The organism is Paenibacillus sp. Marseille-Q4541, from assembly GCF_018310695.1.
Classification (GTDB): domain Bacteria; phylum Bacillota; class Bacilli; order Paenibacillales; family Paenibacillaceae; genus Paenibacillus.
The window spans coordinates 226,474-243,562 of sequence record NZ_JAGXCY010000005.1 but is presented as its reverse complement, the minus strand read 5'-3'; the positions used below and the strand labels follow the sequence as shown (position 1 = coordinate 243,562).

14 protein-coding genes are annotated in these 17,089 nt (G+C 42.9%); 8 read left to right on the top strand and 6 right to left on the bottom strand.

Features of this window, described 5'->3' with window-relative positions; translation table 11 throughout:
• Positions 1-37 precede the first annotated feature (37 nt).
• Together KFT32_RS09020 and KFT32_RS09015 are read right to left on the bottom strand one after the other, a co-directional pair.
• Positions 38-352, bottom strand: a complete 315-nt coding sequence (locus KFT32_RS09020) for a hypothetical protein (RefSeq protein WP_211746809.1) — start codon at positions 350-352, stop codon at positions 38-40.
• A gap of 112 nt (positions 353-464) precedes the next feature.
• Positions 465-812: a YlbF/YmcA family competence regulator gene (locus KFT32_RS09015; protein WP_211746808.1), complete on the bottom strand. Its 348-nt coding sequence runs from the start codon at positions 810-812 to the stop codon at positions 465-467.
• A gap of 196 nt (positions 813-1,008) precedes the next feature.
• On the opposite strand from KFT32_RS09015, the gene KFT32_RS09010 reads away from it, so the two are divergent.
• The 5 genes from KFT32_RS09010 (at position 1,009) to KFT32_RS08990 (ending at position 7,258) form a co-directional block, all read left to right on the top strand.
• On the top strand, positions 1,009-2,376 hold the full coding sequence (locus KFT32_RS09010) for a YheC/YheD family endospore coat-associated protein (RefSeq protein WP_211746807.1): 1,368 nt from the start codon (positions 1,009-1,011) through the stop codon (positions 2,374-2,376).
• A 31-nt stretch (positions 2,377-2,407) separates the two neighbouring features.
• The gene (locus KFT32_RS09005) at positions 2,408-3,508 is read left to right on the top strand and encodes a YheC/YheD family endospore coat-associated protein (RefSeq protein WP_211746806.1); all 1,101 of its coding nucleotides are present in this window, start codon (positions 2,408-2,410) and stop codon (positions 3,506-3,508) included.
• 116 nt (positions 3,509-3,624) lie between these two features.
• Positions 3,625-4,998 carry a YheC/YheD family endospore coat-associated protein gene (locus KFT32_RS09000; protein WP_211746805.1) on the top strand — a complete coding sequence of 458 codons (1,374 nt, stop codon included), beginning with the start codon at positions 3,625-3,627 and terminating at the stop codon, positions 4,996-4,998.
• Entirely contained in the window at positions 4,995-6,116 is a 1,122-nt protein-coding gene (locus KFT32_RS08995; RefSeq protein WP_211746804.1) for a YheC/YheD family endospore coat-associated protein, read from the top strand. Before KFT32_RS09000 ends, KFT32_RS08995 begins: the two co-directional genes overlap by 4 nt.
• A gap of 38 nt (positions 6,117-6,154) precedes the next feature.
• A complete protein-coding gene (locus KFT32_RS08990; protein WP_211746803.1) occupies positions 6,155-7,258 on the top strand; it encodes a YheC/YheD family endospore coat-associated protein in 1,104 nt (367 codons plus the stop codon).
• A 134-nt stretch (positions 7,259-7,392) separates the two neighbouring features.
• Here KFT32_RS08990 and KFT32_RS08985 read toward each other — a convergent pair whose 3' ends face one another.
• Positions 7,393-8,079, bottom strand: coding sequence for an HAD family hydrolase (locus KFT32_RS08985; protein WP_211746802.1), 687 nt, complete (start codon positions 8,077-8,079; stop codon positions 7,393-7,395).
• Between the two features lie 346 nt (positions 8,080-8,425).
• Here KFT32_RS08985 and KFT32_RS08980 point away from each other — a divergent pair, with 346 nt between their 5' ends.
• Positions 8,426-11,086, top strand: coding sequence for a cation-translocating P-type ATPase (locus tag KFT32_RS08980; RefSeq protein WP_211746801.1), 2,661 nt, complete (start codon positions 8,426-8,428; stop codon positions 11,084-11,086).
• 96 nt (positions 11,087-11,182) lie between these two features.
• Here the strand turns inward: KFT32_RS08980 and yfkAB are convergent, their stop codons facing one another.
• The 3 genes from yfkAB to KFT32_RS08965 form a co-directional block, all read right to left on the bottom strand.
• A complete protein-coding gene (gene yfkAB, locus KFT32_RS08975) occupies positions 11,183-12,325 on the bottom strand; it encodes a radical SAM/CxCxxxxC motif protein YfkAB (protein WP_211746800.1) in 1,143 nt (380 codons plus the stop codon).
• Between the two features lie 103 nt (positions 12,326-12,428).
• Positions 12,429-13,547: an HD-GYP domain-containing protein gene (locus tag KFT32_RS08970; RefSeq protein WP_249435757.1), complete on the bottom strand. Its 1,119-nt coding sequence runs from the start codon at positions 13,545-13,547 to the stop codon at positions 12,429-12,431.
• Between the two features lie 44 nt (positions 13,548-13,591).
• Positions 13,592-15,040 (bottom strand): bifunctional metallophosphatase/5'-nucleotidase, encoded by a 1,449-nt coding sequence (locus KFT32_RS08965; protein ID WP_211746799.1) that lies wholly within the window; start codon positions 15,038-15,040, stop codon positions 13,592-13,594.
• A 135-nt stretch (positions 15,041-15,175) separates the two neighbouring features.
• Here KFT32_RS08965 and KFT32_RS08960 point away from each other — a divergent pair, with 135 nt between their 5' ends.
• Together KFT32_RS08960 and KFT32_RS08955 are read left to right on the top strand one after the other, a co-directional pair.
• The gene (locus KFT32_RS08960; RefSeq protein WP_211746798.1) at positions 15,176-15,907 is read left to right on the top strand and encodes a molybdenum cofactor biosynthesis protein; all 732 of its coding nucleotides are present in this window, start codon (positions 15,176-15,178) and stop codon (positions 15,905-15,907) included.
• A gap of 85 nt (positions 15,908-15,992) precedes the next feature.
• Positions 15,993-17,048, top strand: a complete 1,056-nt coding sequence (locus KFT32_RS08955; protein ID WP_211746797.1) for an HD-GYP domain-containing protein — start codon at positions 15,993-15,995, stop codon at positions 17,046-17,048.
• The last annotated feature ends 41 nt before the right edge of the window (positions 17,049-17,089 follow it).

Here is a 17,089-nt window from a genome sequence, read left to right as displayed (position 1 = left end):
TCTACTGGCTTACAGAACAACCCTCACTGTGAAAGATTCACTGTGAGCGCTCCTTAGCAGGAACGATTTTCACTTTTTTCCCACTCTCCTTATCATCCGACCACTTCAATTCCCACTGACGAAGTTTTGATCTTCGTACCCGGTCGAGTGCTTTCTTCTTCTCCTCATCCACGCCGAGAATAAAGTGCAGATTAGCTCCGATAACCAGAAGGGCAAAGCCCAGCCAAGTGGCACTAAACGCCGCATTCCAGCCTGTGAACGATAGATTCGGCAACGCATACAAGATCATCCCGCCTGCAATCAGCATGTAGATGACGTGTTTTGCTTTTGATAATTTTAATTTCCCTACCATATTTTCACTCCTTCTTCACATGAATCTATATATCTATTCTATGAGTGAAGAAATCAAAATATGTGGACAAATTATAGAGAGCGAGAAAATGAAAGAATCGATCTAGATCTAATTAGTTAGCAGGTCCGCCATAAAGATGTTGGAGACTCTCCATAATGATCTTGTTTACATCTTCAATTACCGTGCTCAAACGACGCTCCGCTTCGAATAATCTGCGAATACTCAGGTTCAGACTTAGTACTTCAAATGATTTTTCCATCTGTTCCATTTCTTCTTGAGCCGGCATATCGCCCGTCATCATCCGTTGTTGGATTTCATTTTGTCGTCTACGGAAGTCCTCTAGCATACGCTTACTCTCTGGATCTGCATCCACCAATTTCATTGCCGCTGTAATTTCCTGTACTTCTTCACTTTCTTTCAGTGCTTTTGCAAGTTCGTTAGCTTTGTCATGAACGTTCATTATTTGTTCCTCCTAGCTGATTTTTCATTTTGATTTCAATTTTTTGATCAGAATAAGGCAAGTTAAACAATTTTAAAAAGTAGGTCAATCACCAAGGGATATATGTCCTCATATGATGAAGCACATGCATTGTTCTATTTACCATTCCATCTTCAAACAACAGACATCTTGTTTGCCCCCTGGAAGGAGATCCACGATGTCCAAGAAAAAAGTAGCGATCCAAATAAGCGGATCTGGCCTCCTGCAGGATGACGTCGTGATGCTCGGGGATAAATTGCTCAAACAATGGAAAATCCCCACCGGACGTCCGTTAATACTTGCATTTGGAAGTTTCAATCATGAAGTAACCGTTCTTTCCGTCCCGAAATACGAAGGGATGCGAATGAGTCCGTCTTTGGCCAAGAAACTCGGACTCGTTCCTCAAACTGTCCTCCAGATTCGTTATCATGCTGACAGCAGTACGCTACGCATTGGACCGCTTATTAGCGTTCTAATCAGCCGTGACCACCCGAATCAGCTTGATAAGCCTTTTGGTTCCATTACCATGTTCTGTAGAGAACTGGTCGGTGCGTGTCAAAAACAAGGAGCGTATGTGTATTTCATTACGCCCGATCACATCGGAACGGTGACAGGAAAAATCGAAGGCTGGATTTATGATGACGGCTGGAAAAAAACAGTCATGCCAATAGCTGATGTTGTAAATAATCGGCTTACTTCACGCAAACTTGAGAACAAACCTAGCGTACAGCATTTTGTGAAGGAAGTAAAATCCCGCTACGGAACACTAACGTACAATGAGAAATTTCTCGATAAGCACGAAGTGTTCGAAGCACTCAAAAAAAATGTAGGACTAAAACGGTATTTGCCGGAGTCACACTTACTCAGATCATTTGCTGTGCTCAAAAGTATGTGTCTGACTTACCCCGTCGTTTTTCTTAAACCTGTTCGGGGCAGCCTTGGCAAGGGAATCATACGTATTTCTAGGCAAGCCGACGGCTCCTATCAGACTCATGCCACCTTAGTAGGCGGAGTTCAGAAACAAGTATACCCGAACCTTGCTAAACTCTTTGCCGGTATATCAGGAAAAATGAAAACGACAAAATATCAGATTCAGCAAGGACTACATCTAATTGAGATCAGCAAAAGGCCGGTGGACTTCCGAGCCTTGGTTCAGAAGAACAATACGGGAAAGTGGAAGGTTACTTCTATTGTTGCCCGCATAGCTGGAGGAAGTCATTTTGTATCGAATCTGGCCAGAGGCGGATCACTCAGCACCGTGAAAGATGCGGTGAACAAGACCCTTCTGCCCCTAGAAGTCAAAAAAAATGCCATCGCACAGATGAACAGAGCTGCACTTGAAATTGCTGCAGGAATCGAGGAAACCATTCCAGCCCATTTTGGAGAACTCGGTATTGATCTTGCTATGGATACATCAGGAAAAATTTGGCTCATCGAAGTAAACTCAAAACCATCCAAGAATGATAATACACCGCTCACTGATGCCAAGACACGTCCTTCAGTAAAAGCCATGCTGGAGTATTCTTCCTTTCTGGCAGGTTTCTAAATCCACGTAAAGAGAGGAGGAACAATGAAATATGCATGAAACATTGGGTACTCTTGGTGTTCTAGTGAATGAACGAGAAGGTTCACCTCCTTTCGCGGATGAAGCCTTTTGCCGGAAGTTATGTCTAGAAAGTGATAAATTCGATATGAATGTTGTCATCCTCACCCCGAAAGGGTCTGAGCCGAACGGAAAGTATCAAGGATATCGATATGTGAATGACCACTGGATCAAGGAAACGTTTGATGTTCCAGACCTGATCTACGATCGTTGTTTGGCTCCCGTTCCTGGTGTGTTTCGGCGAAGATTAAACCAGGCAAATAAATCCTCTTCCCACAAAGTTCGATATCTTTCCAGAGCTCTGCCAGGAAAGTGGCGTGTTTATCAGTCTCTTCGGTCATGTGAAGGACTGCATGCACATTTACCTGAAACCGAATTATATGAGTCCAAAGATCAACTAAGAAATTGGCTTCAGAAGTATCCCAAAGGTGTCTTTCTGAAACCCCAGTCTGGTTCACACGGAAAAAGTACGGTGCTGGTTCAGTGGGTTCCGTCCGAACAAATCCTCTTTGTTCAAGGACGTACTCGGTCCAATCGTTACTTTGAGAAACGTTTCTCTCATCTAAATTCCGGTTTTCTTCAACTACATCGTATTCTTAGTGTTAAACCTTATATTATCCAGCCCTTTTTACCACTAATGAATCAGGATGTTAAACCGTTCGATTTAAGAGCGCTTGTTCAAAAAAATGGTGCCGGCAAATGGGACCTTAGCGGTCTGATGATTCGCGAAGGAACAGCCGGCAGTCTCACCTCAAATCTTCATGGAGGCGGAAGAGCACTGGAAGCTCAATCCTTCCTTGAGCGTGAATACGGAAAAGAAACTACGACTCTCCTCTTTACGCAAGCAGCAGAGTTATCGGCTCTCATTCCGTGTATTCTAGAAAGCCGCTATGGACGACTTAGCGAACTAGGCATTGATTTTGGAATCGACCGAAGTGGTCACCTATGGATTCTTGAAGTGAACTCGAAACCTGGCCGCGCTGCCTTCCTTCTCTCCGGTGATTCCGAGAGTGCAGATAGAGCCTGTAATAAACCGCTGGAGTACGCTCGTTACTTACTGCTCCATTCTCATTAATTCGGTTTGTCGCAAGTAAACCAAGAATAGACGAATACTTCCAGCACAAGCTGGCCTGATCCGTAAATATTCATATCACTGATCCTTTGCGTTTCAGGATAGGAGGATAAAAATCCATGAGTCTGACATTATGCAACTTGCATTTTACAAAACGGCCGGAGAAAACTATTTATCTTTCCAATGCCCTCATTAAAAATTTTCAATTGACCGGCAAAAAAAATATTCATATCCGACTTGGAAAAAATCGAATTCCCGTCCTCTTGAAAACTGTGAAAAAGAACGGGAAACACATTTATCTTACTAGTGCGGTTCGTAGCGCCATCCAAGTTCCAAATAACGGTGGTATCTTAATAAAAAGTGTTGAAGGTGATGAGGTACAGCTCGGACCGCTGATTGGTATTTTATCTGATGGTCCCTTATCTGCTACCAAACCTTTTGGATCAAGAACGGGATTTGTGAAACAGCTGCTTAAAGCGGGAAATCAAAAATCCTATACTTTCGGATTTACACCAAGAGATATTGATTGGAGTAACGAATCTGTATACGGTTATTTTCTAAATGATAGTGGAGGGTTTGTCAGACGACATGTTCCCCTTCCTGATGTTGTATACAATCGTCTGCCGAGCAGGCGTTCTGATTTCTCTCATGCCACAAACCAGATTCGGGATCGTTTTGAACGTAAAAATATCCCCTTTTTCAATTGGAGCTTCTTCAACAAATCAGATATCTACAAATTGATTGAAGATGATCAAACCGTAAATGGTTATGTGCCTGAATCCCACCTTGATCCAAGTATGGATCTCATTAAGGAAATGCTCGAGCGGCATCAAATTGTGTACTATAAGCCTTCTTCCGGAAGCCTGGGTCAAGGTATCTTTAGATTGACCTATTTGCCGAGTCGCGGATATTTTTGTCGTTATCGAAAAGCGAGTGGCAATGTACTTCTTCGCTTCAAAACTTTTAAGGGTCTTTCGCGGATGTTACAGACAAGGCTTGGATCACAAGCTCACGACTATGTTGCACAACAAGGAATAAGGCTCGTTGAAATTGATCGCTGCCCTATTGATTTTCGGTTTCACATGCACAAGAATGGTAAAAACGAATGGGTTGTCGTTGGCATCGGAGCTAAAAAAGCCGGTCGCGGCTCAATCACGACTCATATTAAAAACGGTGGATCACTGATGACACCGGAGCAAGCACTCAGCAAAGCGTTTGGGAGCAGGTCATCCGAGGTTCTTCAAAAGTCAAAGGAAGTCGCTATTAAACTAGCTGAGGCCATTGAATTTCATCACAAGCACGTCCTCGGTGAAATTGGTTTTGATCTCGGCATTGATCAGGAGGAACACGTATGGATGTTCGAAGCGAACGCGAAACCCGGTCGGTCGATCTTCCGTCATCCTCTGCTCAGAACAGAGGGGAAAGCATCGGTGGAACACATATTAGATCACTGTTTATACCTCAGTCAGTTCCATCGGAGGGAAGATACATGAATAGTGATGGCCGAGACATGAAACCGGTCATCGCTATCCTAACCATGCAAGACAAGAAGCTTTGTTTCCGGGGGAACCGTAACAATTTCCGCGATATTATCAAGACTGGTGAAGAGCTTGGATGTTCTGTCTATATCGTAACCGTCCGTGACCTGAAACTTTCTGCTAAAGAAATTAAAGGCTATAGGTATGATGACTATACGAAGGAATGGATTGAAGGCCTATTCCCTCTTCCCCATGTTGTCTATAATCGCATTCCTCAGCGAGAAGATGAAGAGGATCCGATTGTTCAAAAGAAAATACAAGAATGTCTGAACCATCCAGACGTAACCCTGTTCAATCCGTTTTTTTTCAACAAATGGGATCTGTTTGAATGGCTCAATAAAGTCAAATCAACCCGTGATTTTATCCCCTACACCAAAAGACTTCGAACAAGTCGGGGTCTTGGCAGGATACTGGAGAAATATCCTTATGTTTATTTGAAGCCGGAAAGCGGCAAAGCAGGAAAAGGAATTATGAAACTGACTTTTCACAAAGATGATAAGCTTCCCTTCAGACTTCGGATACAAGATGAGAAGAAAAGCGTTACTTACAAAGCTGCCACCCTGCAAAAACTGTGGAACAAAATAAAATTAGAAACAGAAAACAGTAATTACATCGTTCAGCAAGGAATCGAGCTTGCAACCTATAAAGGTCGTCCTTTTGATCTCCGTGTACTTGTACAGAAGAACAGCAAAGGGGTCTGGAGTTTATCAGGTATAGGCGCTCGGCTTGCCGGACATAAAAGCATAACAACACATGTCCCCCGTGGAGGCAGCGTTGAAGATCCAGTCGAATTGCTAACCGAAGTATTCGGCGCTGAAGTTGCTGATCGAATTATGGTTCAGGTCAAAGAAACCGTAATGGTAATTGCCAAACAAGTAGAAAAAGCCGCAGGTCACAAGCTTGGTGAGATGTCCATGGACCTTGGAGTGGACCCGAGCGGAGGGATTTGCTTTTTTGAAGCTAATGCGAAACCGATGAAATTTGACGAACCAGGTATTCGCAAGCGATCGCTAGAACGAATTATTCACTACTGCACCTATCTTGCAAAACAAATGGAAAAATCTCGACAGTAACACTTTACAAATCAGACAATAGAGAAGGTGATCATATTATGCCGTCACCTGTCCTAGGCATATTAACCCTATATCTCAATGAGAATAAGTACCTCGAAGAGAAAAAAATATATGAAAAAATGATTGAGGAAGGCGAAAAGCTAGGCATTGATGTCTATGTATTCACACCTTCTGAAGTAAATTCCAGCAAAGAAATGATTTATGCTCTCATGTATCTACCTGAGCAAAAACGATGGATTCAAAAATGGCGCCCTTTTCCCGATCTCATCTTTGACCGCTGCCGCATTCAGCGAGGTGAAAGATTTCAGGAGCTACTGCGTTTTAGAAGAAAATATGCACATCTTCTTTTTCTAAACCGTCCTCTTCGAAATAAATGGACGATTCATCAGGTCTTGAACAAGAAGGCCATGTTTCGCCCCTTTTTACTTGATACAAAGATGTATCAAAACTCTACGGATGTAAAAACCATGCTGAAGAGCCACAAGCTTATCTATATGAAACCGATCAATGGTACAGGAGGACGCGGTATTTTACGAATTGAGCGAGTAGCGAAGGACCCAAACACCCTACTTATACAAGGTAGAGATCAGGATCGAAACATTATTTCACCCAAAAGAATCCGTTCTGAGAACCTATCGACGTTTCTAAAAAACTGCCACATGGGGAGTCGTTACATCATTCAAGAAGGGGTTCAATTGAAGCTTCCGAATGGCCGTGTTCATGATTATCGAATGTTGGTGCAGAAAAATAAAAACGGGGAATGGGAATTCACAGGCTGCGCTGGTAGAATCGGTGCAGAGCGAAGTGTAACTTCTAATCTGCATGGTGGAGGTATAGCAGCAGAGATGAACGATCTGCTCTCCAAGTGGATTGCTGATCCAGAGAAACGTAACGATGTGCGGGATACAGCTAAGGAATTTGGTGTTGAGGTAGCTAAGTATCTTGAGAAAACATATGGAGTCTTATGTGAACTGGCACTTGATCTCGCCATCGATAAGAATGGGAGAATTTTTCTGATTGAGGTAAATCCCAAGCCGGCACGGGAAGTATTCGCTAAAATAGGTCAGGATGAGGTATATCATCAGGCCATTATCAAACCTCTTGAGTACTCCTTATGGCTCTACAAACAAAAGAAAAAGTAGATTTCTTAAAAGATGTGCTAAAAACAAGCCGCATATGTTATACCTTGTCACTAGACCATGCAAGCGCTGGAGTGACAAGGATATAACTATGCGGCATTTTTTGATTGACCTATATTGAATTTTGTAAAGTTACCTTACTCTGCATTTTTATAAAGTGTGAGCAGCTCGGTAAAATCGTTAATAAATGCGCTTGAACCTTTTAACTCATCTTCTTTACCAAAACCGGCATATGCGCAGCCAATGACAGCCTGTCCATTTTCAACACCCGCCTCCACATCGGAAGAACGGTCTCCTACCATCCATGCATTATTAATCTGATGTTTATCAAGAAGTAATTTAACCAGATCTACTTTGGAAGCTGTACTAAATTCACCAGCACTATATAAATCATCAAACAATTCCGTAATTTGATGGATTTCCGCTACCCCTTTTACATAATGTTCTAGCCCGTTACTTGCTACAAACAGCTTAACCCCCATCTCATGCAGAGCTTGAAGCGTTTCCTTCACTCCTGGATAGAGAACACCCGAACCAGCTTTCAAATCTTCCAGTTCGAGCTGAAGAAGGAGCTCATCCGCGCGCAATTTAGCTGCCTCTGTAGAATTCGGGATGACTTTTTTCCAAATATCCGGAAGAAGCATCCCGAGACTTCCCAGCATGAGTTCATCTGGCGGTGTCGGCCCTTCATGATGACCTTCCTCCCTCAAGATGTCAAAAAGACGGTGATATACCGGTATGAGAAGCGACTCGGTTTGAAAAAGAGTTCCATCCATATCAAAAATCATTGCCTCCGGTTTTTTTAGAGAAACCGTTTGATTCATTTCTGCAGCATCCTTTCCGTATCCAAATGGGTTCTACTCACTATAACTGTACTTGTCTATGATACGCATTATGGATCAGTCATGTAAACCTGGGTTATGTAAAATTTAGTTTGATTCACAAAAGCTACATATATGACAGGAAAAAACAAGTGTCTTTTCCTTTTTTAACGGTTAATAAACAGAGTGTTTATGAATCAAGCATAACTAAAGGAGGGTCTGGAGAAATTATACTGTCTGGATAAACCGTGATTCCTTTTGCTGATAAATTTTATATACATAGGGCAAAAGAAAATACATCACATTGTTGAATTACAAACAGCAAGATATATAGGGAGGGAAGTTCAACTTGAATTATTACCAACAGAATAAAGAAGAGGTTCTCAAACAAGTAAATAGTTCCGAGCAAGGGATATCAAGTGCAGAAGCCCAAAAACGACTGGAGTCGGAAGGCCCCAATGAACTCAAGTCCAAGGACAAAGATCCGCTCTGGAAACTTTTTGTAGAGAACTTTAAGGACCCTATGGTCATTGTACTTCTTATTGCAGCTGCCGTTCAGCTTGTTCTCGGTCAATACATTGAATCTTTAATTATTTTTCTTGTCCTTGTTCTTAATGCCATCGTTAGTGTTGTGCAAACAAGAAAAGCAGAAAGTTCCTTAGACGCCCTTCGAAATCTCTCCGCACCAGAAGCAAAGGTCATCCGTGAAGGAGCACGTCTAACGTTACCAGCAAGGGAGCTTGTTCCCGGTGACATCGTGCTCTTGGAAGCTGGGGATTATGTACCAGCAGATGGACGGATCATTGAGTCCGGAAGCTTAAAAGTGAATGAAGGTATGCTGACAGGTGAATCCGAAGCAGTTGAAAAGCATACAGATCCAGTAGAAGGCGAAGTCGCTCTTGGAGATCGTCTCAACATGGTATTTAGTGGTGCACTTACGGTGTACGGCCGGGGAACTGTTGTCATTACAGGTACAGGAGAAAAAACGGAAATCGGGAAGATCGCTGGTCTAATTGAAAGCGCAGAGTCCAAACAAACTCCACTTCAGCGAAAACTGGATAAATTCAGTAAAAAGCTGGGGATCTTCATCCTTATTCTCTCTGTCATTATATTTGGAGTAGAAGCAGCACGTATCTACTTTTCAAATACTTCAGTAGATATGACTGCATCTATCCTCAATGCGCTCATGTTTGCTGTCGCTGTTGCGGTAGCTGCTATTCCAGAAGCCCTTTCTTCCATTGTCACCATCGTCCTTTCCGTCGGGACCAATAAAATGGCAAAACAGCATGCGATTATTCGCAAGCTACCCGCAGTTGAATCCTTAGGTTCTACTAGTGTCATTTGTACGGATAAAACCGGTACACTGACCCAAAACCGGATGACCGTTGTAGATTACTATATACCAGAAGGGACAAAAGAAGAATTCCCTAATGATCCGGACACTCTGTCTGATGCAGAACGCCGTCTTCTGCACATAGCCGTCCTCTGTAATGACTCTCATATCAATGAGGAAGGTAAAGAACTCGGTGATCCTACTGAGATTGCGCTCATCGCGTTCAGTAACAATAAAAACAAACATTATCGAGAAATTCGCGATCAATTTCCGCGAGAAGCAGAGATTCCTTTTGATTCGGACCGCAAGCTCATGTCTACCATTCATACCTTTGATGGACAAAAAACAATTCTGACAAAGGGTGGACCTGACGTACTATTCAGCCGATGTAACCGTGTATTTATAAACGGTGAAGAAAAAGCGATTACGGATGAACTACTAGAACAATTCCGTCAACAAAACGAGGATTTTTCCAAGCGGGCCCTTCGCGTGCTTGCTTATGCTTACAAAACCATCCCAAATGATACGACCCGAGCAGATGTGGATGATGAATATGATCTTGTCCTTGTCGGTCTTACTGCAATGATTGACCCTCCACGCGAAGAGGTTTATGACTCCATTGTTGAGTCCAAAAAAGCAGGAATTCGAACCGTAATGATTACCGGAGACCATAAGACAACAGCTCAAGCCATCGGACAGGATATCGGTCTCATGAGTGAAGGGGATTTCGCTGTTACAGGTCAAGAGCTTGATGCGATGTCAGAGCAGGAACTTGATGAAAAGTTAGAGCATATCTCCGTGTATGCCCGTGTTTCACCAGAGAATAAAATTCGAATCGTTCGTGCTTGGCAGAAAAAAGGTCAAATTACTGCAATGACAGGTGACGGAGTCAATGATGCACCTGCATTGAAACAAGCAGACATCGGTGTTGCTATGGGCAGTGGTACTGACGTAGCCAAAGATTCAGCTGCGATGATACTCACAGACGACAACTTTGTATCCATTGTCAATGCGGTTGGAGTAGGACGAACTGTTTTTGATAATATCAAGAAAGCCATCGCGTATCTTTTCGCCGGAAACCTCGGCGCAATCATTGCAATTCTGTTTGCGCTGATTGTGGATTGGATCAATCCATTTACGGCCATTCAGCTGTTGTTCATTAACCTCGCGAACGATTCCCTCCCTGCCATTGCACTTGGTATGGAAAAAGCAGAACCTAATGTGATGTCACGGAAACCACGCGATATTAACGAGGGGATCTTTGCTGGAGGAACACTCGGAGCAGTCATTACACGCGGCGTACTTATCGGGATTGCCGTTATTATTTCCCAGTACATTGGTCTTGGTCATTCCCCAGAAATGAGTGTTGCCATGGCCTTTACTACATTGATTTTGGCTCGTACCCTGCAAACCTTTGCGGCTCGTTCCAGTCAGCAGACTATTTTCCAAGTCGGGATCTTCTCCAATAAATACGTAATTGGCGCTGTACTCGTATGTTTTGTTCTGTACAGCATTACATTAATTCCTGCGATACGTGGCATCTTCTCCATTCCAGCTACATTTGGATGGAATGAGTTCCTCATTGCTGGAGGACTTGCACTTGGTTCCGTATTGCTGATGGAAGTATTTAAATTTTTTCGAGTCGGAATGGGCAAGAAAGAAACATCTATTTCCTAAAACAATGTAAAATAGGCAGCCACTATAACGTGGCTGCCTATAATTATTTAGCACTCCTATATTGAAACAAGAATTTCAATAGAAAATTCATAAAAGTTACACAATGTCGGCGAAGGCTTTTCTAGTCTTAAAGTCTGCACCTTTATAATACATATCCGCTACAAGCAAGTTCGGACCACAGCAATGAGCTGCATCACAGAAACAGTTAACTGTCTGATTCAGCGGATGATTTGTCGTCCATTCTTCAAAGATATCATCTAGCTTCTGATTTTTAATATTGCCAAAGGCAGGGATATCTGCAAAATCAGTAACATACACATTTCCTGTGAACATGTTCACGTTAACCCGGTTTCGACCATCTGGATCGTTTCGAACGGTTACGTTCGGCTCTTTGTGCAACCTCGAGATGAGCTTTCGGTCCTCTTCTCCCCCATTGCATGCATAGAAAGGAAGCGTTCCAAACAACATCCACATGTCTTTATCTCTGGCATCCAGCAGACCATGGATACTGTTACGCATGTCATCTAATGAGAGTACAGGTAGGGATGCCGCAAAATTAGAAGCATACATAGGATGCACTTCATGACGTTTAGCCCCCATCTGCCCGATTAAACGATGAATTCCCGCAAGTTTATCATGCGTACGATAATTGATCATCGATTCAGCTGATATAAACATTCCTTGCTCACTCAGCTTCAAAGAATTCTCCATCATTTTATCGTACATTCTTGCTGCCACCTCATAACTTACCGGCCGCTGGCTGTTTGTAAAACCAACCTCATGTAAATCCTTGGCACTTAAATAGTTAAAGGAGATATGCATGACGTCGAGATACGGCAGCATTTTCTCATAACGACTGAGATCAAGTGTCAAGTTAGAATTGATCTGGGATCTTATGCCTCTCTCTTTGGCATATTTCAGCAGAGGAACAATCATCTCATCTACTGTTTTTTCGAGAAAACTAGGCTCCCCACCAGTCAAACTAATGGTTTCAAGGTGCTCTACCTGATCCAGCGCCTTAATCATCTCGGAGACAGGAAGCGAAGGAGCCTCCTTCATTACAAGCATATCTCCGACAGCGCAATGTTCGCACCGCATATTACACAAGTGAGTTACCGTCATCTCTACACTTGTCAGCTTATGGTTGCCATATTTTCGAAGGGACGTAATCGGGTCCCAAGGATCATACGCCGGAGAAATAATTTTTGAAGCATTTGATTCATGATTTAATAAAGTCAATTTAATTCACCTTACTTCCTAAAATAAACGGATAGCTACCCAGCAATCCTAAAATAATAATTTACCGTGTTTCATGTTACCCACTCGAACAAAAAGCGCCTTGCTATGTAAACTGAGGCTCTTCTGAAGTGAACGACAGGGCCATCTCTTCGCCTACCCCCGTAATCATTACCGATAATTGATGGAGCAAATCGAGATCGTAAGGAGCATCTAACTTTCTACCTTCCTGATCTTTAATGATTCGAACGACAGGGCGATGTGGCGCTTCACGATGTATGCGAACAACGACAGCAGTATCACCCGTTGTAAGCTGTACCGTGAGCCCCACCGGATAAATAGCTACATAGTCCCTAAAAACCTCCAAAATTCGTTGATCGTAAAGCGTGCCTGTGCCAGCAAACAGCATCTCAACCGCTTGATGAGGAAGCAGTGCATTTTGATAGACACGATTGGTCGTCATGGCATCATAAGAGTCAGTTAAGGCAAGCAACTTGCCATACTCGTGTATTTCATGTCCTCTTAGCCCCTGAGGATAACCTTGACCATCCAGCCGTTCATGGTGCTGAAGTGCACAGTGTGCGGATAGAAGCGGAATACCGGGTTCATCCTTCAAAAGCCTGAATCCATATAACGTATGATTCTTTACAATTTCATATTCCTCTTGGCTTAGTTTACCGGGTTTCTGCAAAATGTGAGAAGGAATTTGGGTCTTGCCAATATCATGCAGCAAAGCACCAAGCCCAAGCTCCATCAGTTTGCTTTGCTCGTAACCGAGAGCTTTGGCAAGAATCAAGGAATAGATGCAAACATTAAGGGAATGGTCATACAAAGCATGATCCATGGTATGCATGCCTGACATCATGATCATGACATCTGAGTGGGAGCTAATATCTTCAAGAATCATTTCCATTACATCGGTAAAAACTTTACCTAGATAAGGATATTGATTTTTCATTTTACCACCCGATAGAATGGAAAACTGTTTTTTAATCTCCTTCAAAGCACGGATTCGGGTCTCTTCTCGGAGCAATTCAGGAAACTCAATATCCTCTGTACCTGGATCATGGATATATACATAACTAATTCCCAACTGAGAAAGTCGCTTGATCAAATGGGAAGTCAGTTCAATTTGTTCGCCCAATAAAACGATGCCCTCTTCATTATATATTCGCTTGCCGAGTTTCATCCCGGGCTCAAGCATAGTAATGGATACAAGACGCAAGGTCAACCTCTCCTGCCTACATCAAAATGCTCTTTAACAGTTCATCAGCTACCATGGACCGAGTGCCAACGAGGCAGTGAACTTTCATCCAACGCCTGTGGTCTTTGCAGCTCCATCCCAACCAAATCCCTAATAAATTCAGGTAATCGAAAGGAAAGATCCGAACCTAAAGAAAGACTTTCATAACCGATATTAAACGTAAACATATCCAAAGTTCCTACTCTATACACCTGATCATCATCAAGTGCAATGCCCTGGACACGTAATTCTGTAATCTTTTTATATGGTGGTTTAGAATTATCATAGTGTACTTCAGCGCCATCCAGACAAAGGACCCCCATCTGATAACCACGGAAGCCAAATCCCTTAAACACAAGATCCCTGTATTCTGGTAAAAGACTTTGCTCCAGAGCCTTTCTCAGATTTGACCCTTTTAACTGAATTGTACACGCATTAATGGGAGATGGACATAGAGAATGTAACATACCTTCCGTAATATTTCCTTCTGGAAGTGGGCCCATAAGCTGACCAGCATTCACAACCGATAGTTCTGCGCCTGTAAATTGTCGTACTGCCTGGGCCAGTAAATTACCAAACGGAGACTCCTCGTCCCAAGCAATAGGCAGTTCCCTGTCTGTGATGGCCACAGTCCGGCTTAGTTTAATCTCAGCCTCTTTGCGATGTGTGAGAATAGCAGCCGTTACCCTTTCATCAAGTAGTTCCTCATTCACCGGAAAACAACCGCCGGAAAGCAAAGAAAAACGCTCCTGTCCTGGATTACGTTCAAAGGTAACTTTGCCCACATACTGGCCATACTTCCCTGCCCCGCAAACCACAGTTCCGTTAATCTTCAGCGGTTCTTCAAGAAGATGGTGCGTATGTCCTCCTAAAATAACATCGATCCCCTCTATTATTTCGGCTATTCTTTCATCCATCATAATACCAAGATGAGACATCACAATGACTATATCTACCTGATCTCGTATCTCAGCTGTCTGACGTCTTAACGTTTCAACCGGATCGAGGGCTTCCAGTCCAAGCAGTTCATAAAAAGCGTTAAACGGAGCTGTAGCCCCGAGCAGACCTATACGGATACCACCTTTATTCATTATATGATAAGGCTCCATCCATGAAGGAGGTTTACCTGTGCTTTTTAATAGAAGATTACCGCATACGATAGGACACAAAAGTCCTGCATAAGCTTGATTAAGAACATCTATTGTAAAAGTTAGACCTTCATTATTACCGATCGTAACCGCATCATATCCGGACATATTTAGGATGTCGACATTTGCCCCACCCATACTTCCTTCCGTCTCGACCGCCGCCCGGTCCATATGGTCTCCTATGTCAAGAACCAACCATTCTTCTCCGGATGAAGATTGTTTTTTGGTTTCGCTAATCATCGCTGCTATGGATCCCATTTTGTTAAAGTGACTGTGAATATCATTCGTATGAAGAATGGTAAGTATTTGCTTCTTCAGATGGTTCATCTTCTTTCCCTCCTCCGGAAAAATGAATCAGTCTAGTCCTTATCTCCCATGTGTCATCTAATAGATAAGAATAACATTTTCAAGTAAGATATGATATATTAAAAGGGTTTATCAAGCAAATTGAGGTGAAAGAAATTGAATATAACTGTTTTATTATTTGCAGGAATTGCGGAAAGAATCGGTCAATCCAGAATTGATCTTACGATAGAAGTACCCTATACGGCGGGACAAGTAAAACAAGAACTTATGAATCAGTATCCGAATGCCTCCGAACTTGTTCAGAGTGCGATTATCGCGATTAATCAGGAGTATGCTCCTTCTCACGTCATTATCAAAGAAGAGGATGAGATTGCCCTCATTCCGCCTGTTTCCGGCGGTGACGGTACTTCTTCCGGCTCAGCTGGAAGTGAAGATCTCCATGCCAGCTCAGATGGATTATACACGATTGGCCATGCCCCATTATCGGTAGAATCGACAACAGAGAAAGTAATTACTCCGAACCACGGAGCAACCATATCCTTTGTAGGCACCACGAGAGAAATGACAGGGGATCAGCGAACGGTTCATCTTGAATATGAGGCCTATATTCCCATGGCTTTGTCCACCATGCAAACCATAGGTCAGGAAATTGATCAGCGCTGGCCAGGAACGCTTTGTGCCATTTCTCATCGGCTGGGTAAAGTTGATATTGCAGAAATTAGCGTTATTATCGCGGTTTCTTCTCCCCACCGAGCAGATTGCTACGATGCAAGCAGATATGCAATTGAACGCTTGAAGGAAATCGTTCCTATTTGGAAAAAAGAGGTGTGGGAAGATGGATCGGAATGGAAGGGTCATCAGACTGGGCCATGGAACCCACAGACATGACCATTTCAGTAAACAAGTCATTGTCATACCATTTTTTTCTTGTTATGATAATCTCAAATTAAATGCTTAAAGGTGGTTTATTTATTTGAGATTACATGTCTCCGATCTTAAGCCTGGTCAGTTGCTGGAATGCGACACATTTAACCAGTCCGGTGTTCAGCTGATGCCAGCAGGCTCTCTCCTAAGCGATTCTGATATTAATAAGCTTAAATTGCATGGTATTGATTATGTTGATATCGCAGAAAGTATGCAACCGCCTGTTTTTCCTACTCCTGTGTTTACCTCATCGCCGGCCGAATCACTTATGAAGCTTGTCCCCATATTTGATACGACGATGGCAGGAACAGCAACCATTTTTAAGCAAGCTATGAACTCTGGGACCATTGCCATGAATGAAGTCGATGATCTGCTTCAACCGATGACCGAGCATCTTGTCGATCAGAAGGATGTTGTATCCCTGCTCCTGCTTCTAGATCGGGATGATGAGTATACTTATAATCACTCCGTACAAGTAGGGATTCTCACTTACTATATCGCATCTTGGCTTGGTTATTCAGCAGATGATTGCTATACCATTTCGAAGGCTGGATATCTCATTGATATCGGTAAATCCGTCGTTCCGCAGCATTTACTGCACAAACCTGGCAAACTTAGTGCAGAAGAGTTTCGTATCATGAAAAAGCATGCCAAGCAAGGTTATGATATTATCCTCGAATCAACTGGCAGTGAACTCCTTGCCCTTCCAGCACTTCAGCATCATGAGCGTGAAGATGGTAGCGGATATCCTTATGGACTGCGTAAAGACGATATTCACCCCTATTCGCGCATTGCAGCTGTTGCTGACGTATACAGTGCCATGACTTCTAATCGTGTGTATCAATCAAAACAGGAGTATATTTCTGTTCTATGCGAATTGTACGGTCTCAGTTTTGGTCAATTGAATGCAGAGGTTACCCAAAGTTTCATCAAACATTTACTGCCTAATTTTATCGGTAAAAGAGTTCTGCTTACATCCGGCGACACCGGAATGATTGTTATGAATAATCCTAATGACTATTTTAGGCCACTTGTAAAATGCTCCCGTGGATTTATTGATCTAGCCAAACAAAGAGATATCGCAATCGTAGAAATCTATATTTAGCAACATGTAGAAATTCGTTACATAAGTGCTTTACCCCGCTT